This is a genomic window from Lysinibacillus sp. NPDC097231, assembly GCF_044761885.1.
In the GTDB taxonomy this organism is placed as follows: Bacteria; Bacillota; Bacilli; order Bacillales_A; family Planococcaceae; genus Lysinibacillus.
The window spans coordinates 55,611-78,919 of record NZ_JBIWDH010000009.1; the positions used below are offsets into that span (position 1 = coordinate 55,611).

Annotated in this window: 27 protein-coding genes; 5 read left to right on the plus strand and 22 right to left on the minus strand. The window is 37.1% G+C overall.

Features of this window, described 5'->3' with window-relative positions:
* Window positions 1–53 precede the first annotated feature (53 nt).
* From ACIQXF_RS07960 to ACIQXF_RS07975, 4 genes are all read right to left on the minus strand, one after another.
* Window positions 54–827, minus strand: coding sequence for an SDR family NAD(P)-dependent oxidoreductase (locus ACIQXF_RS07960; RefSeq protein ID WP_402781125.1), 774 nt, complete (start codon window positions 825–827; stop codon window positions 54–56).
* Window positions 828–1,022: 195 nt separating this feature from the next.
* On the minus strand, window positions 1,023–1,301 hold the full coding sequence (locus ACIQXF_RS07965) for a tyrosine-type recombinase/integrase (RefSeq protein WP_402781292.1): 279 nt from the start codon (window positions 1,299–1,301) through the stop codon (window positions 1,023–1,025).
* 178 nt (window positions 1,302–1,479) lie between these two features.
* Complete coding sequence (locus ACIQXF_RS07970) at window positions 1,480–2,004, minus strand: tyrosine-type recombinase/integrase (RefSeq protein ID WP_402781295.1); 525 nt, start codon at window positions 2,002–2,004, stop codon at window positions 1,480–1,482.
* A 205-nt stretch (window positions 2,005–2,209) separates the two neighbouring features.
* Window positions 2,210–2,584, minus strand: coding sequence for a HesB/IscA family protein (locus ACIQXF_RS07975; protein ID WP_402781128.1), 375 nt, complete (start codon window positions 2,582–2,584; stop codon window positions 2,210–2,212).
* A gap of 185 nt (window positions 2,585–2,769) precedes the next feature.
* On the opposite strand from ACIQXF_RS07975, the gene ACIQXF_RS07980 reads away from it, so the two are divergent.
* Window positions 2,770–3,462 (plus strand): DUF2225 domain-containing protein, encoded by a 693-nt coding sequence (locus ACIQXF_RS07980; protein WP_402781131.1) that lies wholly within the window; start codon window positions 2,770–2,772, stop codon window positions 3,460–3,462.
* A 97-nt stretch (window positions 3,463–3,559) separates the two neighbouring features.
* Here the strand turns inward: ACIQXF_RS07980 and ACIQXF_RS07985 are convergent, their stop codons facing one another.
* Entirely contained in the window at window positions 3,560–3,796 is a 237-nt protein-coding gene (locus ACIQXF_RS07985) for a NifU family protein (RefSeq protein ID WP_100546189.1), read from the minus strand.
* Window positions 3,797–3,878: 82 nt separating this feature from the next.
* On the opposite strand from ACIQXF_RS07985, the gene ACIQXF_RS07990 reads away from it, so the two are divergent.
* Complete coding sequence (locus ACIQXF_RS07990; RefSeq protein ID WP_402781134.1) at window positions 3,879–4,214, plus strand: YuzD family protein; 336 nt, start codon at window positions 3,879–3,881, stop codon at window positions 4,212–4,214.
* 90 nt (window positions 4,215–4,304) lie between these two features.
* Here the strand turns inward: ACIQXF_RS07990 and ACIQXF_RS07995 are convergent, their stop codons facing one another.
* Window positions 4,305–5,369, minus strand: coding sequence for an NAD(P)/FAD-dependent oxidoreductase (locus ACIQXF_RS07995; RefSeq protein ID WP_402781137.1), 1,065 nt, complete (start codon window positions 5,367–5,369; stop codon window positions 4,305–4,307).
* Window positions 5,370–5,695: 326 nt separating this feature from the next.
* On the opposite strand from ACIQXF_RS07995, the gene ACIQXF_RS08000 reads away from it, so the two are divergent.
* On the plus strand, window positions 5,696–5,932 hold the full coding sequence (locus tag ACIQXF_RS08000) for a YuzB family protein (RefSeq protein ID WP_402781140.1): 237 nt from the start codon (window positions 5,696–5,698) through the stop codon (window positions 5,930–5,932).
* 103 nt (window positions 5,933–6,035) lie between these two features.
* Here the strand turns inward: ACIQXF_RS08000 and ACIQXF_RS08005 are convergent, their stop codons facing one another.
* Window positions 6,036–6,788 (minus strand): TIGR01457 family HAD-type hydrolase, encoded by a 753-nt coding sequence (locus ACIQXF_RS08005; RefSeq protein WP_402781144.1) that lies wholly within the window; start codon window positions 6,786–6,788, stop codon window positions 6,036–6,038.
* Window positions 6,785–7,237 carry a DUF86 domain-containing protein gene (locus tag ACIQXF_RS08010; protein ID WP_402781147.1) on the minus strand — a complete coding sequence of 151 codons (453 nt, stop codon included), beginning with the start codon at window positions 7,235–7,237 and terminating at the stop codon, window positions 6,785–6,787. Before ACIQXF_RS08010 ends, ACIQXF_RS08005 begins: the two co-directional genes overlap by 4 nt.
* Before the next feature lie 88 nt (window positions 7,238–7,325).
* On the opposite strand from ACIQXF_RS08010, the gene ACIQXF_RS08015 reads away from it, so the two are divergent.
* Window positions 7,326–7,592, plus strand: a complete 267-nt coding sequence (locus ACIQXF_RS08015) for a DUF3055 domain-containing protein (RefSeq protein ID WP_402781150.1) — start codon at window positions 7,326–7,328, stop codon at window positions 7,590–7,592.
* 398 nt (window positions 7,593–7,990) lie between these two features.
* Here ACIQXF_RS08015 and ACIQXF_RS08020 read toward each other — a convergent pair whose 3' ends face one another.
* From ACIQXF_RS08020 to sufC, 14 genes are all read right to left on the minus strand, one after another.
* Entirely contained in the window at window positions 7,991–8,176 is a 186-nt protein-coding gene (locus tag ACIQXF_RS08020) for a hypothetical protein (RefSeq protein ID WP_402781153.1), read from the minus strand.
* Window positions 8,177–8,265: 89 nt separating this feature from the next.
* The gene (locus ACIQXF_RS08025) at window positions 8,266–8,793 is read right to left on the minus strand and encodes a D-glycero-alpha-D-manno-heptose-1,7-bisphosphate 7-phosphatase (RefSeq protein ID WP_402781156.1); all 528 of its coding nucleotides are present in this window, start codon (window positions 8,791–8,793) and stop codon (window positions 8,266–8,268) included.
* Between the two features lie 115 nt (window positions 8,794–8,908).
* Window positions 8,909–9,259 carry a YutD family protein gene (locus ACIQXF_RS08030; RefSeq protein ID WP_402781159.1) on the minus strand — a complete coding sequence of 117 codons (351 nt, stop codon included), beginning with the start codon at window positions 9,257–9,259 and terminating at the stop codon, window positions 8,909–8,911.
* 33 nt (window positions 9,260–9,292) lie between these two features.
* Window positions 9,293–10,216 (minus strand): lipoyl synthase, encoded by a 924-nt coding sequence (lipA, locus tag ACIQXF_RS08035; protein ID WP_402781162.1) that lies wholly within the window; start codon window positions 10,214–10,216, stop codon window positions 9,293–9,295.
* 105 nt (window positions 10,217–10,321) lie between these two features.
* Complete coding sequence (gene yunB, locus ACIQXF_RS08040; protein WP_402781165.1) at window positions 10,322–11,131, minus strand: sporulation protein YunB; 810 nt, start codon at window positions 11,129–11,131, stop codon at window positions 10,322–10,324.
* A 23-nt stretch (window positions 11,132–11,154) separates the two neighbouring features.
* The gene (locus tag ACIQXF_RS08045; protein WP_402781168.1) at window positions 11,155–12,264 is read right to left on the minus strand and encodes an HD-GYP domain-containing protein; all 1,110 of its coding nucleotides are present in this window, start codon (window positions 12,262–12,264) and stop codon (window positions 11,155–11,157) included.
* 226 nt (window positions 12,265–12,490) lie between these two features.
* Window positions 12,491–13,858: a bifunctional metallophosphatase/5'-nucleotidase gene (locus ACIQXF_RS08050; protein ID WP_402781171.1), complete on the minus strand. Its 1,368-nt coding sequence runs from the start codon at window positions 13,856–13,858 to the stop codon at window positions 12,491–12,493.
* Between the two features lie 120 nt (window positions 13,859–13,978).
* Window positions 13,979–14,800 carry a sulfite exporter TauE/SafE family protein gene (locus ACIQXF_RS08055; protein ID WP_402781174.1) on the minus strand — a complete coding sequence of 274 codons (822 nt, stop codon included), beginning with the start codon at window positions 14,798–14,800 and terminating at the stop codon, window positions 13,979–13,981.
* Complete coding sequence (locus ACIQXF_RS08060; RefSeq protein WP_402781177.1) at window positions 14,800–15,657, minus strand: DUF72 domain-containing protein; 858 nt, start codon at window positions 15,655–15,657, stop codon at window positions 14,800–14,802. The genes ACIQXF_RS08055 and ACIQXF_RS08060 overlap by 1 nt, the downstream gene beginning before the upstream one ends.
* Before the next feature lie 505 nt (window positions 15,658–16,162).
* Entirely contained in the window at window positions 16,163–17,560 is a 1,398-nt protein-coding gene (gene sufB / locus ACIQXF_RS08065; RefSeq protein WP_068985344.1) for a Fe-S cluster assembly protein SufB, read from the minus strand.
* Between the two features lie 98 nt (window positions 17,561–17,658).
* The gene (gene sufU, locus ACIQXF_RS08070) at window positions 17,659–18,087 is read right to left on the minus strand and encodes a Fe-S cluster assembly sulfur transfer protein SufU (RefSeq protein ID WP_402781180.1); all 429 of its coding nucleotides are present in this window, start codon (window positions 18,085–18,087) and stop codon (window positions 17,659–17,661) included.
* A complete protein-coding gene (locus ACIQXF_RS08075; protein ID WP_402781183.1) occupies window positions 18,077–19,306 on the minus strand; it encodes a cysteine desulfurase in 1,230 nt (409 codons plus the stop codon). Before ACIQXF_RS08075 ends, sufU begins: the two co-directional genes overlap by 11 nt.
* A complete protein-coding gene (gene sufD, locus ACIQXF_RS08080; RefSeq protein WP_402781186.1) occupies window positions 19,306–20,613 on the minus strand; it encodes a Fe-S cluster assembly protein SufD in 1,308 nt (435 codons plus the stop codon). The genes ACIQXF_RS08075 and sufD overlap by 1 nt, the downstream gene beginning before the upstream one ends.
* Window positions 20,614–20,631: 18 nt before the next feature.
* Window positions 20,632–21,411 (minus strand): Fe-S cluster assembly ATPase SufC, encoded by a 780-nt coding sequence (sufC, locus tag ACIQXF_RS08085; protein WP_068985348.1) that lies wholly within the window; start codon window positions 21,409–21,411, stop codon window positions 20,632–20,634.
* A gap of 922 nt (window positions 21,412–22,333) precedes the next feature.
* On the opposite strand from sufC, the gene gltC reads away from it, so the two are divergent.
* Window positions 22,334–23,236, plus strand: coding sequence for a glutamate biosynthesis transcriptional regulator GltC (gene gltC / locus ACIQXF_RS08090; RefSeq protein WP_402781191.1), 903 nt, complete (start codon window positions 22,334–22,336; stop codon window positions 23,234–23,236).
* Window positions 23,237–23,309: the final 73 nt, after the last annotated feature.

Sequence of the window (23,309 nt, forward strand, 5' to 3'; positions counted from 1 at the left end):
TAAGCATTTATAATACATAAAGATGTAAGAGAGGTAATTTTATGATTTTTTCACTAAACAAAACTTACCCCACCATCAGCAATGATATTTTGTCCCGTTATATAAGTTGCCTCATCAGACATTAACCATGTCACGACTGCCGCTGCTTCTTTAGGTGTTCCTATTCTACCTAAAGTATTTAGATTATTATATTTATCTTCTAGCCTTTTTGCTTCTTCTGCTGATAAACCTTCAAATTTACTATCGATCATAGAAGTTCTAATTGCACCTGGTGTGAGAGTATTAACTCTTATTCCTTGCTTCCCGTATTCATGGGCAACACACTTTGTTAGAGTAATGATACCACTTTTACCTGTAGCATAGGCGGTAGTACCTGGTGAGCATAAAAAAGCATCAAGCGAGGACGTATTTACGATAGAACCCCCTCCATTTTCTAACATTGCTCGAAGCTCATATTTCATACAAAGCCAAACACCTTTTATAGAGACACCCATCATGTTATCAAAATCCTCTTCGCTAAATTCATGAGTGAGTGCTGTTTTACCTTCAGTATTTCCAGCATTATTAAAAGCAAAATCTAATTTGCCAAAAGTTGATACGGTTTTATGGACCATTTGTTTTACTTCATTTGATTTACTTACATCAACAGATAAATACATGACATCGGAATGTATTTGCTTTAATCTTTGTAAAGCTGCCTCTCCCTTTTTCTGATTTCTTCCTACAATAACTACTTTCGATCCCTCTTGGGCTAAACTTTGGGCAACGGCTAATCCGATTCCTGAAGTCCCGCCGGTAATTAAAGCTACCTTATTTTCAAACCTCATATGATACCCCTCCTTTCATTAATATTTTGCCTACTTTATTTACATGCCTTCTTATTCTCCTAAATGGCCCGTTAGTCGAATAGTAACAATCTTTCGGAGAATTATCCATCATTTTCACAAAATAAAAAAATTTGTATATAAGGTCAGAATACCAGAAAGCGCCTGTCAGAATCGAGGGCTTTGGGGGTCATGCACTTAAAGGTGAATATCTAAGTGCTTAACCTGTATATCACCGTCAGTCATCTGCACATATCTGCGAGTCATCGTAATACTGGAATGACCTAAAATTCGCATTAGTGTATACGGATCACCACCATTTAAAATGAAATTACGAGCAAACGTATGTCTCCACGTATGTGCGGTACTTCTAATTTCTTTACCAACTCCGGTAACATCTCCACAATATTTCAATCGTTTATTCATCTGCGTATCGCGCACTTCTTCACCGTAACAGGATAAGAAAATCGTTTCGATTCCGGGAAATGCTGCTTATTCCCGTCTACCAACTTAAATAGAAGTTTTAATGTATCTTGCGAAATCGGTACGACTCGATATCGTCGATTTTTATTAAACTCCGCACCCAAATGAATGCAACGAGTCTTAATGTCGATTGATTCAGGTGTAATCGAAAGCAATTCATTCATTCATTCATTCATTCATTCATTCGCATTCCAGTATCTAATAGACAAATTTGAAAAACATAATCGCGGAATCCTACATAAGTACGTTGATCGCAGGCGTTTATTAATGCTCCAATTTGTTCATCTGTAAACGATTCAATCTTGTCTACATCATCTTTTTGGCACCTGATATTATCCATCGGGCTCACTCGTACCATTTTCTCCGCCTTCCAAAAGTTAAAGGCTACCTTCAAAGCTCTAATCCGCATATTAATAGTTGCAGATGACAAACCTTTGCCGTAGTCACCGCTCATGTATTTGTGATTTTTAAAGCGCGGTGCTTCTTCTGTTAAATAACGAATGTAATCACGGCACATTGTCGATGTAATATCATTTACATATCGAACCTTATAATCAGCCTCGAATAGCCATTCGGTAAAATAACGCCAAGTATTCGAATAATCCTCTTGCGTCCTTCTCTGAATACCTTCGTCGATCTTAGCCGTAATGAAATAATTCCAAGCGTCAGATAGACCGATTTTATGAACGGCCGTAATCTATTCATTTTCACGTGTCTCTACCCTTGCTCTACGTCGCTTAATAGAACGGTTTTCATACATAAAAAAAGCGCTCCCTTCCGTATCGTTTTCAATACGTAAGAAAGCGCAATTTAGCGTTAATATTCATATATCCGATAAAAACCAACTAACAACAAGTCGGTATAAATACGTAAGCATGACGTTCTACTGTCCGTTCAATTCGTTAGTCGCAAATCTCAGGTGTACCTTCACGTTTTGCTGTTTTGAAAGACGTCCCACAGCCACATGATGCGATGGCATTTGGATTATCGATGGTGAAACCTCCACCCATGAGCGATTGTTTATAGTCAATTTTTGTTCCCATTAATATCGGCGCATCTTCACGGGAAACAAGAATTGTTAGACCATGTTGTACATCTTCAAAATCATCTTCATTTTTCTCTTTATCAAAATGCATACCATACGATAGGCCGCTGCATCCTCCACCATTAACAACTACGCGTAAAAAAGAGCCTTGTTCCTCATTATGCTCCATCATCTCATTAATATGAAAGCCAGCAGCTTGTGTAATTTCAATTACTTGCTTTAAACTTGTCATCCCAATCACCTTCCTTCTTACTTAATATCATATCAATTTTGACTATTGTATGACAAATATTCAGCTTCAAGAGGATATTAGTGATAATTCTAATTTTTTTCACATTTTTAGTATTTTCGATTCATGTTTATAAAAACCCAATTGGTATAATAGTTATAATAACATCGATGAAAGAGGTATAAAATATGGAGATTTCACCGTATTACGAAAAAAAAATTCAATGTCTTAATTGTAAGAAAGAATTTCCAACATTAAAAGTACGCTCTAAATTCATTAAAGTAGACCATACCGAAACAGATTTTCATCCCATCTATGCAGATGGAGTAAATGCCCTTTATTACAATGTATTCGTTTGCGAGCACTGTGGCTTTTCATTTACTGAAGATTTTACAAAATATTTTGCGCCTGGCATTCAAGATGATATTCGCACGCAAATCACAGAAAAATGGGTACATCATGATTTCAAAGGTGAACGTACTGTATTCCAGGCAATTCAAGCCTATAAATTAGCTTTTATTTGTGGCACTATTAAAAAAGAAAAACATGTTGCTTTAGCTGGACTAGCATTACGTCTTGCATGGCTTTATCGTTCCCTTAATAACAGTGGTCAGGAACAGCGATTTATGAAGATGGCCTGTGAAAACTATATGGAATCCTATTCGACTGAGGATTACAGCTCAACTCAAATGTCAGATGTACGCATTATGTATATGATTGCCGAATTATCACGACGAATCGGTGATATTGAAAACGCTACACGCTTCTTTTCAAAGGTTATTGAAAAGCAAAGTATGGGTGGCGAAGCAAAGATAATTGATATGGCGAAAGAACAATGGACTATTATTCGTGCAGAAAAAGAACATGCTCGACAAGTGTAGCCTTGTACCTATTCAATGAAAAAAGTTCTAGTCTGAATAATATCAGCTAGAACTTTTTATCTTCATTCGGCACGCAATTACGCCAAGGCGTAATCGATTAGAATACTTGCTCTACTTCAATAACACCTGGTACTTCTTCTAATAATGCGCGTTCGATACCAGCCTTAAGTGTAATTGTTGAACTTGGGCAACTACCACATGCACCTAATAAACGTAATTTTACAATACCGTCTTCTACATCTACTAATTCACAGTCTCCACCGTCGCGTAGTAAGAATGGGCGTAATTTATCTAATACCTCTTGAACTTGATCGTTAATTGTTGCTTCTGCCATTTGTCTCGACTCCTTTCCTTATAATGATTATAATGTTAGCAAAAGAAAAAATCCAATATAGAATCACGGGGAGAGAGATACTATGGAACTAACGAAACCAATCATCGAAATTTATGGTACGGCAGTAATCTGCGCGAGCTGTGTCAACGCGCCATCTTCAAAGGATACATATGAATGGCTACAAGCAGCCATCGATCGAAAATACCCAAACCAAGGATATGATATTCGCTATATCGATATTGAAGGACCAATTGAGAATGAACGTGATCAGGATTATGCTACACGCATCCAAGAAGATGAATTTTTCTATCCACTTGTTCTAATAAATGATGAAGTCGTTGGTGAAGGCTATGTGCAATTAAAACCTGTATTCTCAGCACTCGAAAATTTAGGTTTCGTACCAGACGAAACTGTTTAAACAAATGATAAGGGATTGCTTCAATTTTTTTTGAAGCAATCCCTTTTATCTAGGTGAAAGACCCAACTAACATGGTCTAACATCATCTAATTAATCATTTTGACGTTTGTAATACCATAATAATCCTGATTTCATCAAACGGGCGATACGTCCTGTTACTGTTGTATCTGCTAAATAAACGAAGCCTTGTTTTTTACCTAGAGCTCCCATGAAACCTTTTAATTTGATATCTGGCATTTTCTCAGGTAAATGTTCGCCTTTCCAACGCATGCGTAGCACTTTCACGATTTGCTCTGCTTGTTCCTCTGCTAACTGCGCAGTTGGAGGGAATTCTGAAGAAGCACAGTCGCCGACAACATATACATGCTCATCATCAAGAACATTAAAATATTGTGTTACAAGAGGGCGATCTTGTTTATCTTTCTCAACTTCCAGATCACGAACAATTTTGACAGGCTGTACACCAGCAGTCCATACCACAGCATCAAGTACAATCTCTTCTTCATGATTATAAATTTTACCCTGTTCAACTTTTGTAATATTTGAATTGGCAATGACATCAACATTATGTTTCACAAACCAATCTTTTACATATTTACTTAGCTTTTCTGGGAAGTCCTTCAGAATTCGTGGACCACGGTCAAATAGCTGAATTTTTAAATCTGATCGACTTTCACGAAGCTCACTTGCAAGCTCAATCCCACTTAAGCCAGCTCCTATAATTCCGACTGTGGAGCCTGCTGGTAAACCACAAAGTGCTTGGAATGTTGCACGTGATTGCCCCATTGTCTGAATGCTATATGTGTACTCATCTGCCCCTGGTACACCATGATATTTATCCTCACAACCAAGACCTATGACTAAATCATCATATTCAATACGTTGCCCATCTTCTAAAATGACTACTTTTTCCGCACGATTAATTTCAACGATTTCTCCATATACAGCCGTTAAACGTTCATGCTCTGGGAAGCTTACACGAATTTCTTTATCTGTTGAAGTCCCTGCTGCTAACGCGTAAAACTCTGTTTTTAAACTATGGAAAGGGGCTCTGTCTACTAGCACGACTTCTGTGTCTAATGGAAGGTTATTTAATAGTCGAAGCATGACACGCATATTGCCATAGCCGCCACCTAAAAGTACTAATTTTCCCATAATAGTCTCCTTTTATATCTCTTAAAATAATTGTTCACAAAGTATCCACAAATGAGTATAACCGATTGTGAGAAGTTTCACAATATAAGAATGCAATTTTGTGAAAGATTTCACAAATTGACTGATAACTCGCTCTTTTCAAACGCTTTTTGATTCCTTTACCTTTTAAGCAAAATGTTGAAGTAGTTCTGTTTTATACAAATATTGTGTCACTGTCGTATTACTTTTACCTCTTTACTACTGAGTATACTTTCACTTCAAGGTAAACTTAAATCGTTGACGAATGTTTTAAAAGCGAGTAGCATTACTTTGGTGAGGTGACATGTATGAATCCAATGGTTGAATTTTGTATAAGTAATTTAGCAAATGGCTCTCAAAAAACTTATGAAGTACTAGAACGCGATCCGAATATCGACGTTTTGGAATATGGCTGCCTCAGTTACTGTACAAAATGTTCAGAATCCTATTATGCGATCGTCAATGGTGAATTAGTGGAAGCTGATTCTCCTGAAGAATTAACGAAAGCCATTTATCAATTTATCGAAGAAAATCCTTTATGGTAAAGATAAAACATGTTCTACTAATAAATTTGAACATATGAAAAGGATGTTATGCCAAAAAATTCGACATAAGCATCCTTTTTATGTTTAGTCTTAAAAAGACCTATTAAATTAGAGCTTCCACTACATAAGTAGGTTGCTGTTTCTTCTCTTGCACAATCTTTGTTGGTGTAACACCTGTATTTACATGGATTGTATCACAGCCAAAACGAATGCCACACATAATATCTGTGTCATAATTATCGCCAATCATCACCATTTCATCTTTTACAAAGCCATGCTCAGTGGCAATGATTTCAAGCATTGCAGGTGATGGCTTACCGATATAAATTGGCTCAACATCTGCAACTTCTCCCACTAATCGGGCAAACGCCCCATTCCCGGGGAGGAATCCATATTCTGTCGGAAATTTAATATCTTGATTCGTTGCTATAAACTTCGCGCCATTTTGCACAGCAATCGTGGCCTTAGCAAGTGCCATATAATCAAGTGTTCGATCAATCCCCATGACAAAAACCTCTGGTTCATCTTCGATTGGTTCAATGCCCTCATTTAATAACGCTTTACGAATACCATCAGAGCCCATCATTGCTACTTTTTGGCCTGGGAAATGCAAGGCAACATATTTCGCCGTTACTAAAGCACTCGAATAAATATGTTCTAGCGGTGCATGTACACCAATATCACATAAAGCTTCCTGTAGTTGCTCTCTTGTCTTAGAAGAATTATTTGTTACGTAAAATGGCTCGATTCCTACTTGTTGTAAACGGTTAATAAAAGTAACCGCAGAAGAGATACCTTCCTTTCCACGGTAGACTGTACCATCTAAATCGAAGCAATACGCCTTGTAGGACTTCATTGATGATCCTCTGGCAAAAATGCTGAAACAGGGCCAAGTTCATTTGTTAAATAACTGCTCACAGCTGGTGAAAATTTCTTTAATACTGGCAGACTCGCTGTTAATACATGTACAACTTCCGGAATATCTACATCTATAAATTCACGAACAAGCATTTTACGTAGGCCAACAACTGCCTTTAATGATGCTTCCATTTCAGTTGATACGACTTTTTCATCGATTAAAATATCAATAATATCCTCATAGCTTCCTGGATCACGCATAATGAAGCCGTCAATCATTAAATTCCCTACATCCATCATTGACTCCATCACGTTGTGACCAATACGCTCGATTGCTAATTTTTTAATATCATTTTGCAGCCAGTTATCTTCTGACTCTAAAATAGCTAATAGTCCATCTAAGTACTGTAAATTTTTTGTGATTTTATTACGATCTACAAAATACACAAGGAAAGCCCCCATTCAAATCTTTAAAAGTTGATAGTCTTTTCTCTTCTATAGTACCATATCTATAGGACTGGAAGGAGATTAAAAGATGGAACGTTTTTTTTTATATGATGATGTAGAAGATACAAAAACACGCTTTGTTAGTTTTGCTGGAAAAAAGTTACGTTATGATTTAGCCATTTTGCAATCGGGCCGCTTCTTTGGTAAAGTGCTTGTCATGGATATCCAATTTGGACGCTTTGCTATAATTGGTCCAGATGATATAGAAGAGCCTGGTTACCTTGAACACGTATACAATCGCACAGAGGAAGACACAGTCGAGCTACGAGAATATTTACGTGAGTTATTAAATTGACACCCTTTAAATTGGGTGGTTGATTTTCACTGCGAGTTAGCGCTTTCCGCAGGCTTGGCTTTAACTTTTTTCAGCGGGTGTCCAAACACCTGCTGAAAGAAGTTAAAGCCTTCAGACGCAATTATGCCTCGGCATAATTGATTCTCCTCGTCACTATGTTCCTGCAGGGCTTTCAGCGCAAGCTCATCCCGAAGGAGCGAGATAGTTTCGAAAAAACCTCACAAAATACTTATGTCGGGGTCTCACGATTATAATACAATACAGCTATAAATTTAGATTAATACAAAAAAATTTCCGCTTTTCTGTAGACATAGGGATATACTTTACGCTTTGTTCAACAGAAATATGGCGGAATTTTTTTGTAAGTATCTTAAATTGAGAAACATTGGATCGTGCTCCTACTTTTCATTATTTAAAGTAGAAGGATTATTTTTATTGTGAGGCTTGTCTTTGTTTTCATTATCATTTTGTTTTTTTGCTTGTTGATTTTGTCCAATGACACCTAAGTCATCAACACTAATATCAAAGCCAAACCCATACTCTTCTCGATCTAACGGTTTTTTATTGCGCTTTTCTTTAGTCAAATTAATCACCTCCAATAAATAAATTATCCTTATTTAAGTAATTTATACGCCATGCTTAAAAGGACGAATTGCTTTTTCACATCAGCCAATTACTCTGTCGCATCGTTAATAATCCAATCAGTGGCACTGATTAAATCAGGAAAAACGGCATCTGCTAACGGATCTGTCTTACCTAAAAATACTCCCTTAGTTCCTGCTCGTTTGCCAGCAATGATATCTGTATCCGTATCTCCCACCATATAGGATTTTGATAAATCAATATTATACTTCTGCCCAAGATCAACGATTAACTTGCTATTAGGCTTACGACAGACACAGCCCGACTTTGGTTTATGAGGACAGTAGACAACTTCATGAATAGTGGCCCCCTTCTTCTTTAACTCTTTTACCATGTGTTCATGAATTTTTTGAAGCTTCTCCTCTTTCATATACCCCAATCCAACACCACCCTGATTGGTTACCACAAATATATAATCAAAATACTTATTCAATTTTTTTATAGCCTCTGGAACACGTGGCAGGAAGTAAAGATCCTTTGGCTTATTCACAAATTTAACGCGATTCGTTAATACTTCATTGATGACGCCATCGCGATCCAAAAATACAGCTCTTTTCATCTAATATCACACCTTTGAAAGTAAATAATTCAATACTATTGTTCCCCAAATTTTTAAAAAGCTATCAATGCATAAAATAAAAACCTGATGCAAATCGCATCAGGCTTTTAAAGGTTTATTCAGCTATTTGTTCATTCTCAATAGGCTGTGTCACTTCGTTTTCTTCACCTACAACTTCTGGCTGTTGAATAGATTTACCGGATTTATGTAATACGAAATATGCACAGCCAAAATTACAATACTCATATAAGTAATCTTGAAGCGTACTAATTTTCGTATCGAAAGTAGATTTCTGATTTTTATCGTCAAAAAAGCCTTTTAAACGTAACTGATTATAGCCCCAGTCACCCACAATATAATCATATCTGGCTAAAATATCTGAGTATCGTTCCTTAAATACTTCCTCTTGAAAAGCTTCTCGGTAATCTTTAATAAGCTCATATTCATATCCTTCAATAATGATCAAAGTGACACCAACTTTCCATTACAGCGATTGTTTTTAAATTTCTGCTTGTAATTGACGTTCTTTTGTTGCTGCGTTAACTTGTTCATCAGCATGATAGCTACTACGTACAAGTGGACCAGCTTCACAATGTTTAAAGCCTTTCTCCATTGCAATTTTACGCAATTTACCAAACTCGATTGGGGAATAATACTTTTTAACAGGCAAATGCTTTTTCGTTGGCTGTAAATATTGACCAATTGTCATAATATCTACGTTATTTGCGCGTAGATCATCCATCACTTCTAGAATTTCTTCATGTGTTTCACCTAAACCTATCATTAAAGATGACTTTGTAGGGATATCTGGCTGCATTTCTTTTGCCAAACGAAGGAATTCTAATGAACGCTCATATTTTGCTCGTGCACGCACTCTAGGCGTTAAGCGGCGCACTGTCTCGATGTTATGATTTAAAATATCTGGTTTAGCATCCATTAACATTTGAAGGTTCTCTTCTACACCACCTAGATCAGATGGTAAAACTTCTATCGATGTGAACGGACTTTTACGACGAATCGCACGTACTGTTTCAGCTAATACCTGTGCACCGCCATCCTTTAAATCATCACGCGCAACCATTGTAATAACAACGTGTTTCAAATTCATAATTGCTACTGAATCTGCTACGCGTTCTGGCTCAGCTAAATCTAACTCATTTGGTAAACCTGTTTTAACAGCACAGAAACGGCAAGCGCGTGTACAAACAGAGCCAAGAATCATCATTGTTGCTGTACGTCGTTCACCCCAACATTCATGTATATTAGGGCAGCGTGCTTCCTCACATACTGTATGCAGATTTTTTTCACGCATGAGCTTCTTTAGCCCTTTATATTCATCATTCGTATTTAGTTTTATTTTTAGCCAATCTGGTTTTCTTAGATGTTCTTCTTTGTCTTTGCTTGTAGGTTTACAAGATGTCATACGAATATCGCCCCTATCAAAAAATGTGCATTTTTATATTAACTATCTTCACTGTTGTCAATGTAACATAATAAATGAACTGCAACAACTATCACAGTAACATTTCTATTTATTATTAGGTACAGGTATTTCAAGTGAGGGATGTACAGCTTCGCTACCATTGGAATAAACATTGGGAACTGCACCTTTTGTTATACCCATTGCCACCGGAATATCCTGAGTAACGGTAGCAGTTTTACTAGCAAAGGGGACAATAATTTTTACATTTACCTCCAAATGAATTCGTACCTCCACTAATGCACTATTAATACCGTATTCCGTTATTGAAGAGTTAACATCACTATGCACATTGCCCATTACATGAAAGCGTACTGGAATTTTTGGTCCTAAATTCCCAAGCAAAGGGATATTGGCCGCCTGGCTAATAGGTACATAAAAAACTATCCCATCACCTTCCTTGATCCTATTATAATCATATTCAACATTATCAAGATTTGGTAAATCAGACAACTCTCCTTGCTCTGCCTGCTCTAAATACATTTTGACTTGCTTTACAGTTTCTGCTCGTACTCTGTTAATTATTTCGGTATTAAATGTCAAATCAGAGTTGCTGCCAGGGTTTAGTTCCACAAGAATATCATTAATATCTAAAACATTTGATGTGGCTTTACTCACTACATAGGATGCAATCTTATTCGTTTGTATTTCAGCATAATCTAAGTAGACGGGCATAAGTCGCTCATTTAAAAAATAAATAAATAAAATAACACCAACAATAACACTTACAATTAAAAGGGTTAAACGATTCAACCGGTTTCCCTTTTTTCGATAGTTACCATAGTTACCATAATTACTGTATGATCGCAATTTCATCCTTTTTCGAGGGAAAAACAAAAAAATCTCCTCCTGTTCCATAAAGTATGAACAGGAGGAGATTTTTATTCGACCTTCGTTGGGACAACATAATCCGCTTCAACACTTTCTATTGTTACGGTTGGATAATCCACTAAATTAATTTCATATGTAGCTGCTAATAACTGATTTTCCTCTTCAAAAATACGAATCCACGGTAATGCTGCATTCAATGTATTTTGTCTTGATACAATACCACGGCGACCATCCGATAATTTTAAAATAACGCCATTAGGATAATGTACAACAGCTTTTTTTAGCGCTTTGACAATACGTGCATCGTATATAGTACCAGAGCCTGCATCTACAATGGCTAAGCCTTGAGATGGCAGCATTTTTTCACGGTATACGCGACTTGTTGTCACCGCATCAAAGACGTCTGCTACACCAATAATTTTGGCAAAAGGATGTATTTCAAAATCCACTAAGCCCCTTGGATAGCCACTCCCATCGATTCGTTCATGATGTTGGAATGCACAATGGGCAACAAGCAATGATATGGAGTGTAAATTACGTAACAAGTCAAAGCCATATCTAGTATGCTTCTTCATTGTTTCAAATTCCTCATGCGTTAGGCGCCCTGGTTTTGTTAGGATTTCTTTTGGTACCATTAGCTTTCCTACATCATGTAACAAAGCACCAATCCCAATAAGTCGTAAATCCTCAGCTGAGTATCCAAGCTCTTTTGCAATTGCTATCGAATAAAGCGTCACTTGAAAAGAATGTTGATATAAATATTCATCAAATAAATACGCATCTGTTAGTATTGTTAGAATTTCATCATTACCAGTGACTGCCGACAATAGCTCATCTACAATTGAGACAATGGCTTTTGATTGCTGGTCAAGTACATAAGAGGCATTTACTGGATTTAATCCATCCAATGACTGGAAAGAGTCTTTAATGGTCGAAACTGCTTTATTTCGAATAGCAGGTGGAACTGTTTCCTTCACCTCAATACCCTTAGAAATCTCATCGTTTATATACAAATAATGCATATTCAATTCTTGAAGTCTTTGAATAATACGTGTATTAATGACAACGTCCTTCTTTAAAAGCGGATGTCCTGCCTCATTCCAAATGGTTCTTCCTAGTACCATTCCTTCTTTTAATACATCGATTGAAATTAATCGCATCCTCTTCCCCATTCCATTCTAAAAGCAGTTTTATCCCGCATTAACGGGCAGTAATTTAGCTGTACCAAAGCAAAGAATTTAGATGAGAGACTAACTGCCCGTAAAAGCCCGATTGAGGCCAACACGATGTTGGTCACACAAGCGTTTCCGCAGGATGCGGAGTACTTTGCTTGTGTTCCTCTACAATAATCAGTGGGGAATCCCACTGATTATTGTTTCACTTTATCTAGTGCTTAAAGAATCTTTGCCCATAATCTAACATAATGTTTCGTAAAAATTCCGGTAGAATATATTTTTTCTTCGCATATTTAAAACTTGGATAAAAATATCCAAATGTAAACAAATCAAGTGTTACTAATTTATAAATTTGATCGTTATCTGCAAGCTCACCATTGATAAGTAATTGACGATCCTTGTTCATGGAAAAGCCATAAGTTAGCATCTTCCCAAAGATAACGCCTCTAAACCCTAAACCTTTTAGCTCAATATAGGGCCACTCTTCATTTTTGGATTGCTGAAAAATTTCTTTCATTTCATTAACAGATAATTCTATCGTACATAAATTAATTGGATGTGGAAAAATTCTATGCAAATCTAGTGCAGTCACAGTTCCCTTTGGTAGTCCATCTAGAAAAATACCCGCATTAAATAGCGCGCAGTCTGCTCCACTTTTCTCCAAAATGGCATGTGCAAATAAATCGGATAGTTGAGAGTAATGGAACCATTCCTTATTGTACGATCTTCTTGTTGTAAATACTGGCCTATCAAGCAATTGTTTGCCTACTTCTTCATAAGATTGTACGATATCTTTTTCATTTTTAATTGTAGGCAAATCCTTATTATGAATTAAAGTATCCTTTTTTTCAACAATTTTCCTCAGTTTTTTATCATATTCTAAAACAAGATGGCCTGTATATTGTCCAAATTTCCCTCCGCCAGTCAATAATACGTCATTAATAAGCTTTCCGTTTGGCAGAACATGATGTGTGTGTGAGCCAAAAATAACATCTATTTCCGGGCATTCCTCAGCTAAAAGCTTATCCTCGGTTATTCCTAAATGTGACAAACAAACAACAATATCTACTTCCTGACGAAGCTGATGAGCCAAGCGAATGAGTGTGCTCCTTGCCTCGTCCATCTGCCAGTTTAATTCCTTATAATAAATTTCAAACATTGCAGTCGCAGCGATAACTGCAAGCTTTGTACCATGAGCAGTCGTTAAGATAACATATGGTTTCATCCACGCTGGATTTGTTCCTTGTGAGGCATACACATTGGCCACTACAACGTCAAACGTTGCTTCATCATACAGATGAAATAGTTCATTATGTGACAATGTAATACCTTCGTTATTGCCTATTGTCACGACGTCGTAATCTGCTTCATTCAATAATTTCACATTACCTTTACCGACCGTTGCTTCTGTATAAATATTTGAACGATCTAAGTGATCACCGACATCAAATAAATAACTTGTTTCTCCCAAGGTTGCAAGCTCAGTTCGCATCTCTTTCACATAGCGTTGCATTCGTGGCCAATACTTAAAATGACTGTGCAAATCATTCGTATGAAAAATATGAATTTTTTCCAGCAATTAAGCCACCTCTTCTTTAAAATTACTTCCGTGTCTGTAGAAGATTTGCTTTCAAAATCACCCTTACTCATCAGACCTTAATGTCAATGGAAGACGATTTATAGAGACCTCAAATCAATATTACAACAAACCTTCGATAATGGAACGAATTCCTAATAATAATAAAATAACTCGAAGTGCTACTACAAGAGTATCTGATTTAATTCTTTTATTTAATGCTGCCCCAAGCTTTGCTCCTATATAAGCTCCTGGAATAACAGGAATCGTAAAGAGCCATGGCACATGTCCTAAATAAATATGACTCGCCGAATTAACAATCGACGATAGGAATACCATGAACATCGATGTTGCTACTGCAACATGTGGTGGGAATAAAAACAAAAGAATCATGGCAGGCACGATCATCGAGCCACCACCGATACCAAATAATCCAGAGGCAAAGCCAATCCCAAATGTTAATACAATGGCAAACCAAATTGGATACCCATATACAAAAGTATTTCCTTCTTTATCTTCGAATTCCTGTTGCATACCATTTTTTACAAACCATTCTACAGGTTTCAATCTATCCCGTACAAGTAATATCGTGGACAAAATGATTAGTAAAATACCAAAATACAAATTAAATGATGGTAAATCTAGCCCTTTATTTACCCATGCACCCAGCATTGTTCCAGGAATACTTCCTATAAAAAATATCCAACCGCTTTTATAATCAACTGTTTTAGATTTCATATAGCTTAACGTAGAGGCCAGTCCAGTGAAAATCATCATGACAGCAGATAAACCAACCACTTTTTGTGGCGTAATATCTGGAATCATCCCTAAATTTAACCCAACGAATAATGTTGCTGGGACTAAGATAATTCCTCCGCCAAGCCCAACCAACGAGCCAATTACCCCAGATAATAATGCAATAATAACTAAAAGAAAAAATTCCATTATAGTTCCCCTTCAAACATGTTTAATTGTTTAGGCGCTAACCCAACATCTCTTATTGCTAATATTCCTTGTAATTCCTTTGCATTTTTAGCAGCGTGTTGTCCTGAATTGTTATTAAATAATACATATAACTCCCCAACATCTGATTGTAAACGTTTAATTTGCTGTCCAAGCTGTTGCAATTCTTCACTATTATAATCGTATAAAAAACGAACCTTGCGCCAATTTTCGGCATTACCTGTATTACGCCACCCATGAATATTACGTCCATGAATACGTACAAGTCCCTTATTTGCAGTAACAGTTGGATAAAATGGTACAGAGCCTACACCAGCCTGTGGTTCATCACAAATCGTATGAATAAATTGATGCTCCCGTAAAAAATCCATGGTTTGCTGCTCGACATTGTCTGCATACCATGTTCGATTTCGAAATTCAATAGCTACCTCAAAGTCCTTAAGCTGCTGCCGAATATACAATAAATATTGAACATTTATCGCCTGACAATCGAACCATGGTGGAAATTGTGCTAATATCATCGCTAACTTTCCATGTCGTTTAAATTCATTAGCACATTCGATAAAAGCATTAAACATGTCATTCTTCGATTCAAATGGTATATCACCACGCAAATGACCAGTCATTCCTTGATAGGCCTTGACCACAAAACGGAAATTTTCTGGCGTATCCTCACACCATTTTCGAACATTTTCTATAGATGGTATTGCATAAAAAGAAGTATCTACTTCTACCGTTAAAAAATGACCTGTATAATCAAACAATTTATCTTTTGAGGCAGTCACTCCACTATAAAGTGAAGGATGATCCCCCCAACCAGTTAATCCAACTCGAATCATGTGACTCCCTCCTCTATGTACATTATCATAGCACACACTTTCTAACTAAATATGAACCCAGCGTAAAAAAATACTGCTTATAAACAAGCCAAATATGTATATTCCTATAATTTAACTATATGAAAAAATATAGGATTTTCATCAAAACGTGGGTTTGATTTCCGTTCCAGCTGAGCGCTTCCCTGAGGGCGTTCAGCCGGAACGAAAATCAACTTATACACATTAATATACGTTTTAATAACTGTCATTCTGAACTACAATAAAATGAACTTTACAGGTGTAAAGAGCTGTTGAATGAGCAAGGTCAATTAGGAGTACAAGCAGTCGTAGAGCTATATAATCAGCTCGATGATCAAAAATATTACCGTTTTGGCAATCACCTGAGCGTTTCTTTCATAAAGGGATAGAGTATTGTATCGTTTACGATCATCATAAGTTGAATACTCTTTTATCTAAACAAAAACCCCTGTCACATAATTTATTGTGACAAGGGTTGATAAATAGCTTAGCCGATAGAACCTTCCATCTCGAATTTGATTAGGCGGTTCATTTCTACTGCGTATTCCATTGGTAATTCTTTTGTGAATGGCTCGATGAAGCCCATTACGATCATTTCTGTCGCCTCTTCTTCAGAAATACCGCGAGACATTAAGTAGAATAATTGTTCCTCTGATACTTTTGAAACTTTCGCTTCATGCTCTAAAGAAACATTATCATTTAAGATTTCGTTGTATGGAATTGTATCTGAAGTAGATTGGTTGTCCATGATTAACGTATCACATTCGATGTTAGCACGTGCACCACTTGCTTTAGGGCCGAAACGAACTTGACCCATATACGTTACTTTACCACCTTGTTTGGCAATTGATTTAGAAACGATTGTTGAAGATGTATTTGGTGCCATATGAATCATTTTCGCACCTGCGTGTTGGTGTTGACCTTTACCTGCTAATGCGATTGATAATGTCATACCACGAGCGCCTTCACCTTTAAGGATACAAGCTGGGTATTTCATTGTTAACTTAGAACCGATGTTGCCGTCAATCCATTCCATTGTACCGTTTTCTTCAACAACTGTACGTTTTGTTACTAAGTTGTATACGTTATTCGCCCAGTTTTGAATCGTTGTATAACGGCAGTATGCATCTTTACGTACAACAATTTCTACAACAGCTGAGTGTAAAGAGTTTGTTGTGTAAACAGGAGCTGTACAACCTTCAACGTAGTGTACGTGAGCGCCTTCATCTACAATAATTAACGTACGTTCGAATTGACCCATGTTTTCAGAGTTAATACGGAAATAAGCTTGTAAAGGTGTTTCTACTTTCACACCTGGTGGCACATAGATGAATGATCCACCTGACCAAACAGCTGAGTTTAGTGCAGCGAATTTGTTGTCAGTGTAAGGAATCACTTTGCCCCAGTATTGTTTGAAAATATCTTCGTTTTCACGTAAAGCTGAGTCAGTATCTTTGAACACAATACCAAGGTCTTCAAGGTCTTGTTTCATGTTGTGATAAACAACCTCAGATTCGTACTGAGCAGATACACCAGCAAGATATTTTTGTTCAGCTTCAGGAATACCTAATTTATCGAAAGTAGCTTTGATTTCATCAGGTACTTCATCCCAAGATTTTTGTGTGGCTTCTGATGGTTTTACGTAATACGTAATTTCATCAAAATCTAAATCTCCTAGGTCGCCACCCCATTGCGGCATTGGTTTTGTATAGAAAGTTTCAAGTGCTTTTAAGCGGTATTCAAGCATCCACTCTGGCTCTTGCTTCATAGTAGAAATTTCTCGGACGATTTCTTCAGTTAAACCACGTTTTGAACGGAAAATCGATACGTCCTTGTCATGGAATCCGTATTTGTAATCGCCAATATCAGGCATTTTTTTAGCCATTGTTTCTCCTCCGTTCAATATTTATAGTTAGTTATCTAGTTTGATTCCTAACTATAGTGAAAGCAAATATTGACACTTTCACTATAGTATGAGGATATTTATTGTTTTACGCCTTTTTCCATTGCTTTCCAAGCTAATGTCGCACATTTAATACGTGCCGGGAATTGAGAAACACCTTGTAGTGCCTCGACATCCTCAAGGTCAAATTTGTCGCTATACTCTTCACCCATCATCATTTTAGAGAAGATTTCAGCAAGCTCTAAAGCCTCCTCAATCTTTTTCCCTTTGATGAGCTGTGTCATCATTGATGCAGAAGACATTGAAATCGAACAACCTTCACCGTCAAACTTCGCATCCTCTACAACACCGTCAGTCACCTTAAGCGTTAAGTGAATACGGTCACCACAAGTTGGATTGTTCATATCAATCGTTACAGCATTTTCTTCTATCGATCCTTTGTTACGAGGATTTTTATAATGGTCCATAATGACTGAACGATATAGTTGATCTAAATTATTAAAAGACATCGCCAAAATACTCCTTCGCAGAACGTAACCCTGCAACTAAGCGGTCAATATCTTCCTCTGTATTGTACAGATAGAAGCTTGCACGCGCTGTCGCTACTTGTTGAAGACATTTCATTAGTGGCTGTGCGCAATGGTGTCCTGCACGAACAGCAATACCGTTCATATCAAGTACCGTTGCCACATCATGTGGATGTACATCGTCTAGGTTAAACGTTACAAGTCCACAACGCTTCATTGGATCACGTGGGCCGAAAATTTTAAGTCCGTCAATTGTTTCAAGCTGATCCATTGCGTAGCCAGCAAGCTTATGCTCATGTGCTGCAATATTATCTAGCCCAATCTCAGTTAAGAAATCAATAGCGGCTCCTAAACCTATTGCACCTGCAATAATAGGCGTTCCACCTTCAAACTTCCACGGTAATTCCTTCCACGTCGAGTCATGAAGTCCAACAAAGTCAATCATTTCGCCACCAAATTCAATTGGCTCCATCTTTTCAAGGTGTTCTTTTTTACCATATAGTACACCTATTCCAGTTGGTCCGCACATTTTATGCCCTGAGAATCCTAAGAAATCCACATCCAATTCTTGGACATCTATTTTCATATGTGGTGCAGCCTGTGCCGCATCAGCTACCATTACAGCACCATTAGCATGTGCAATTTGAGCGATTTCTTTAATTGGATTAATCGTTCCAAGGACGTTTGATGCCATGGACACCGACACAATTTTTGTTTTCGGTGTAATAGTTGCACGAACCTTTTCTAAATTCAGTGTACCATCTGCTTCAAGCTCGATGTATTTCAGCGTTGCATTTTTTTCTTTTGCAAGCTGCTGCCAAGGAATAATATTGGAATGGTGCTCCATATGTGTAATGACAATTTCATCGCCATTCGCAACATTAGCACGACCGTAACTTGCTGCTACTGTATTTAAAGATGTTGTAGTACCGCGAGTAAAAATGATCTCTTGTGTTGATGTAGCATTGATAAAATTACGAACCTTTTCACGTGCGCCTTCATACTTGTCAGTAGCACGATTTCCTAATGTATGCACACCACGGTGAACGTTGGAATTATCAAATTCATAATAATGTTTCATTGCTTCAATCACTTGAATAGGTTTTTGAGAAGTTGCTGCGCTATCAAGGTAAACAAGCTTATGGCCGTTTACTTCCTGATCTAAAACTGGGAAAAAGCTTTTAATGTCTTTTTTCATCATTAGCGAACTTTCCTTTCAATAACCTCCGTCAGTTGCTTTTGAACGCCTTCGATTGGTAATTGCGTAACAACTGGCGCAAGGAATCCATGGATAACAAGGCGCTCTGCTTCTGCTTTCGAGATACCACGACTCATTAAATAATAAAGTTGTAGTGGGTCAACTCGACCAACAGATGCTGCGTGTCCTGCTGTTACATCGTCTTCATCAATTAATAGAATTGGGTTAGCGTCGCCACGAGCTTTTTCAGAAAGCATTAATACACGTGATTCTTGTTGCGCATCTGCTTTTGTCGCACCGTGTTCGATATAGCCAATACCGTTAAAGATTGATTGTGCTGCATCTTTCATCACACCATGCTTTAAGATATGACCGTTCGAGTTCTTACCCCAGTGACGAACTTCAGTAGTAAAGTTAAGTTTTTGTTCACCACGGCCAACAACTACTGTTTTTGTATCCGCATGAGAACCGTCACCGATTAGATGTGTAATATTTTCAGAAATAGTATCTGAATCATTCATTAAACCAAGAGCCCAATCTACTTTCGCATCACGAGCTAGTCGCGCACGACGATTAACGTAAGTAGTATATCCTTTTGCAAGTACATCAACCGCACCGTAAGTAACTTGTGCATTATCTTGAACTACTACTTCTGCAATAATATTTGCTTGACCTTTTGCTTCTTCAACTGTTGAAATATATGTTTCAACATACGTCACAGCTGAATTTGCTTCAGCTACAACTAACACGTGGTTATATAATGAAGCTTCTGCGTTATCATTTAAGAATACTACTTGAAGCGGCTGTTCAATAATTACATTTTTCGGTACATATACGAACACCCCACCATTAACAAGTGCCGCATGAAGCGCTGTTAATTTATGCTCATCAACTTTTACAGCTTCTGTCATAAAGTACTTTTTAACAAGGTCACCATGTTCACGAATCGCTGTTAAAATATCAGTAAAAATAACACCTTTATCAGCTAGTTCTTGTGATGTTTTAATGAAAGCTGGTGTGTTATTGCGTTGAATATATAGATTTTCTTGTGCCTCAAGATCAATTAAGCCTTTTGCTTCATCTGGTAATGCATCAAGTGAAGTAAATTCTTCACTGTCTACTGTATGAGTAGGGAAATTCACGAAATCCCATTTTGTAATATTTGTTCTGTCTGGTTTTGGCAAATCTAAACCAGTTACTTTGTCTAGTGCTGCCGTACGAAGCTCTGTAAACCAAGTTGGTTCACCGTTTGCTTCTGAGAACGAGCGCACGTCCTGTACAGTTACAGGCAAGTTAAGTTCCACTGTCATGCTAGTTCGTCCTCCCTCTTATGCTTCTTGTTCTTCTGTTTCTTCTTCGATACCTAATTCTTTTTTAATCCAGTCGTAGCCCTCAGCTTCTAAACGTTGTGCTAATTCTTCGCCACCTGATTTAACAACACGACCTTGCATCATTACGTGTACATGGTCTGGTGTAATGTAGTTAAGTAAGCGTTGGTAGTGAGTGATCATTAAGCAGCCGAAGCCTTCTCCACGCATTGCATTGATTCCTTTTGAAACAACTTTAAGCGCGTCAATATCAAGACCAGAGTCAATTTCATCTAAAATTGCGAATGTTGGTTTAATCATCATTAATTGAAGAATTTCGTTACGTTTTTTCTCACCGCCAGAGAAACCTTCATTTAAATAACGTTGAGCCATATCTTCATTCATTTCAAGAAATTCCATGTTTTTATCTAATTCACGGATAAATTTCATTAGAGAAATTTCATCGCCCTCTTCACGGCGTGCATTAATTGCTGAGCGTAAGAAATCAGCATTTGTTACACCAGCGATTTCAGAAGGATATTGCATAGCTAGGAATAAACCTGCTTGAGCACGCTCGTCCACTTCCATTTCTAGTACATTTTCGCCATCAAGTTCTACTGTACCAGAAGTTACTTCATATTTAGGGTGACCCATGATTGCAGAAGCTAGTGTTGATTTACCAGTTCCGTTTGGTCCCATGATTGCGTGAATTTCATTTGTATTAATTGTAAGGTTTACGCCTTTTAAAATCTCTTTCCCGTCGATTTCAACGTGAAGATCTTTAATAACTAAAGTTGACATGAAAATACCTCCATAGTGTGTTCAGTGAATGGTGTACCATTCCTTAATTATCATCATTCTAATCTTAACTGAAAATCGTTCTCTATGCAAACCATTTCAATTACTTTTACTTCTCTCTAATAACATCCTTAAAAACAAAGACTTTGTAAGCATTTTCAGATTATTATTAATCGTTTTCGACATTGAGAATCTACTTTCTTCATTTTCAATAAATTAACTCTAATTGAGAATTAATTTCATCTAGCAACATAGTGAAAACCCCGCAGGAAGAGCTATTTGTAGCGGTTTTGTGACAGAAATACATGAATAACATTATCAATACTATAACCTTTTTCATTAGATTGGAATCAATTAATGGAAAGAAATATAGAGACTAATTGGTAAAGTTAAGGCTCATCATAACGTGGAGTTGATTTCCGTTCAACTTACCCCCAGGACATATCCATTAACAAAATGTCATCCAACTTTTGAGTTTTATCGGAGCACTTTTCCGTTTTATCGTCCAACTTTTGAATTTTATCGATTAACTTTCACGTTTTATCACCCAACTTTTGAATTTTATCGATATCGACCTGCCAAAGAGCGAAAAAAGGATTCATACACAAAACTGTGTGTGAATCCTTTAACTTTATTGTGTCACCCAGTCTCAATTCCAATCAACCAGTATGCATGGCATTCGTTTTAACCAATGACATCCCCACCTTTTATAATGAGCCAGATTTAATAATTGAAGATAGAATTTTCTTTTTATCACTACTTCATTTTTCCTTTACTTTCTTGAACTCTAATGAAGTTACTGAGCATCTCCTTCATTTAAAGCACGCTAACTCTAACATTTATTATTTACAATCATTTTTCATCTTAAATAGTATATAATTGAGGAATAATCAATCTTATTTTTCGATCAATAGAGGTGAATTTATTGGAATTACGTCAATTACGTTATTTTGTTGAAGTTGCTGAGCGTGAGCACATTTCTGAAGCCGCCGAGCATCTCCATGTTGCTCAATCTGCCATTAGCCGTCAAATTGCAAATTTAGAAGATGAATTAGGTACACCCCTTTTTGAACGTGTAGGACGAAATGTAAAACTAACGCCGATTGGAAAAACGTTTCTTGAGTATACAATTACTGCATTAAAAGCCATTGATTTTGCTGCAAAGCAAGTAGAAGAATATTTAGATCCTGCTAAAGGTACTATAAAAATTGGTTTTCCAACAAGCTTGGCTAGTTATGTATTACCAACCGTTATCTCAGCATTCAAGCGTGAATATCCTGACTTGCAATTCCAGCTCCGTCAAGGTTCCTATCGTTTTTTAATTGATGCAGTCAAAAATCGCGAGTTAAACTTAGCTTTTTTAGGACCTCTTCCACCGAAAGATGAAACGATTCAATCAACCATTTTGTTTACTGAAAATATCGCTGCATTACTACCGGCAAACCATCCTTTAGCTAAAAAAGAAAGTATTCAGCTCGCTGATTTACGAAATGACTTATTCGTGTTATTCCCAGATGGCTTTATTTTGCACAAAGTAGCTATGGATGCCTGTCGAGCTGCCGGCTTCTTGCCAAACGTCATCTCAGAGGGTGAAGACTTAGATGCCTTAAAGGGTCTTGTCGCTGCAGGCATTGGGGTCAGCTTATTACCAGAAAGCTCACTATATGATTCTGCTGCTCGTTTTACCGTAAAGGTCCCAATTGAATCACCTACGATTCCAAGAACAGTCGGCATTATTTCTCCAGTAAATCGTGAAATTGCGCCATCAGAAAAAATATTTTTAGACTTCGTAACGAAATTCTTTTCACGTCTATCTCAATTCCAATAAAAAAAATCGCCATTGCTGGCGATTTTTTTATTGACTAAGGTGATCTATCCGTCACTTTGATGATTCTATCCGT

Excerpts from the sequence above, each read along its gene's own strand:
- ACIQXF_RS07975 (WP_402781128.1), bottom strand. The coding sequence starts at position 2,584 with ATGACAAGTTTAAAGCAAGTAATTGAAATTACACAAGCTGCTGGCTTT.
- ACIQXF_RS08055 (WP_402781174.1), bottom strand. The coding sequence starts at position 14,800 with ATGGAATTTTTTCTTTTAGTTATTATTGCATTATTATCTGGGGTAATT.
- ACIQXF_RS08005 (WP_402781144.1), bottom strand. The coding sequence starts at position 6,788 with ATGAAGTCCTACAAGGCGTATTGCTTCGATTTAGATGGTACAGTCTAC.
- ACIQXF_RS07980 (WP_402781131.1), top strand. The coding sequence starts at position 2,770 with ATGGAGATTTCACCGTATTACGAAAAAAAAATTCAATGTCTTAATTGT.
- ACIQXF_RS07960 (WP_402781125.1), bottom strand. The coding sequence starts at position 827 with ATGAGGTTTGAAAATAAGGTAGCTTTAATTACCGGCGGGACTTCAGGA.
- ACIQXF_RS07995 (WP_402781137.1), bottom strand. The coding sequence starts at position 5,369 with ATGGGAAAATTAGTACTTTTAGGTGGCGGCTATGGCAATATGCGTGTC.
- ACIQXF_RS08045 (WP_402781168.1), bottom strand. The coding sequence starts at position 12,264 with ATGCGATTAATTTCAATCGATGTATTAAAAGAAGGAATGGTACTAGGA.
- sufB (WP_068985344.1), bottom strand. The coding sequence starts at position 17,560 with ATGGCTAAAAAAATGCCTGATATTGGCGATTACAAATACGGATTCCAT.
- sufU (WP_402781180.1), bottom strand. The coding sequence starts at position 18,087 with ATGTCTTTTAATAATTTAGATCAACTATATCGTTCAGTCATTATGGAC.
- ACIQXF_RS07985 (WP_100546189.1), bottom strand. The coding sequence starts at position 3,796 with ATGGCAGAAGCAACAATTAACGATCAAGTTCAAGAGGTATTAGATAAA.
- ACIQXF_RS08015 (WP_402781150.1), top strand. The coding sequence starts at position 7,326 with ATGGAACGTTTTTTTTTATATGATGATGTAGAAGATACAAAAACACGC.
- sufC (WP_068985348.1), bottom strand. The coding sequence starts at position 21,411 with ATGTCAACTTTAGTTATTAAAGATCTTCACGTTGAAATCGACGGGAAA.
- ACIQXF_RS08025 (WP_402781156.1), bottom strand. The coding sequence starts at position 8,793 with ATGAAAAGAGCTGTATTTTTGGATCGCGATGGCGTCATCAATGAAGTA.
- yunB (WP_402781165.1), bottom strand. The coding sequence starts at position 11,131 with ATGGAACAGGAGGAGATTTTTTTGTTTTTCCCTCGAAAAAGGATGAAA.
- sufD (WP_402781186.1), bottom strand. The coding sequence starts at position 20,613 with ATGACAGTGGAACTTAACTTGCCTGTAACTGTACAGGACGTGCGCTCG.
- ACIQXF_RS08075 (WP_402781183.1), bottom strand. The coding sequence starts at position 19,306 with ATGATGAAAAAAGACATTAAAAGCTTTTTCCCAGTTTTAGATCAGGAA.
- ACIQXF_RS07990 (WP_402781134.1), top strand. The coding sequence starts at position 3,879 with ATGGAACTAACGAAACCAATCATCGAAATTTATGGTACGGCAGTAATC.
- ACIQXF_RS08060 (WP_402781177.1), bottom strand. The coding sequence starts at position 15,657 with ATGATTCGAGTTGGATTAACTGGTTGGGGGGATCATCCTTCACTTTAT.
- ACIQXF_RS08000 (WP_402781140.1), top strand. The coding sequence starts at position 5,696 with ATGAATCCAATGGTTGAATTTTGTATAAGTAATTTAGCAAATGGCTCT.
- lipA (WP_402781162.1), bottom strand. The coding sequence starts at position 10,216 with ATGACATCTTGTAAACCTACAAGCAAAGACAAAGAAGAACATCTAAGA.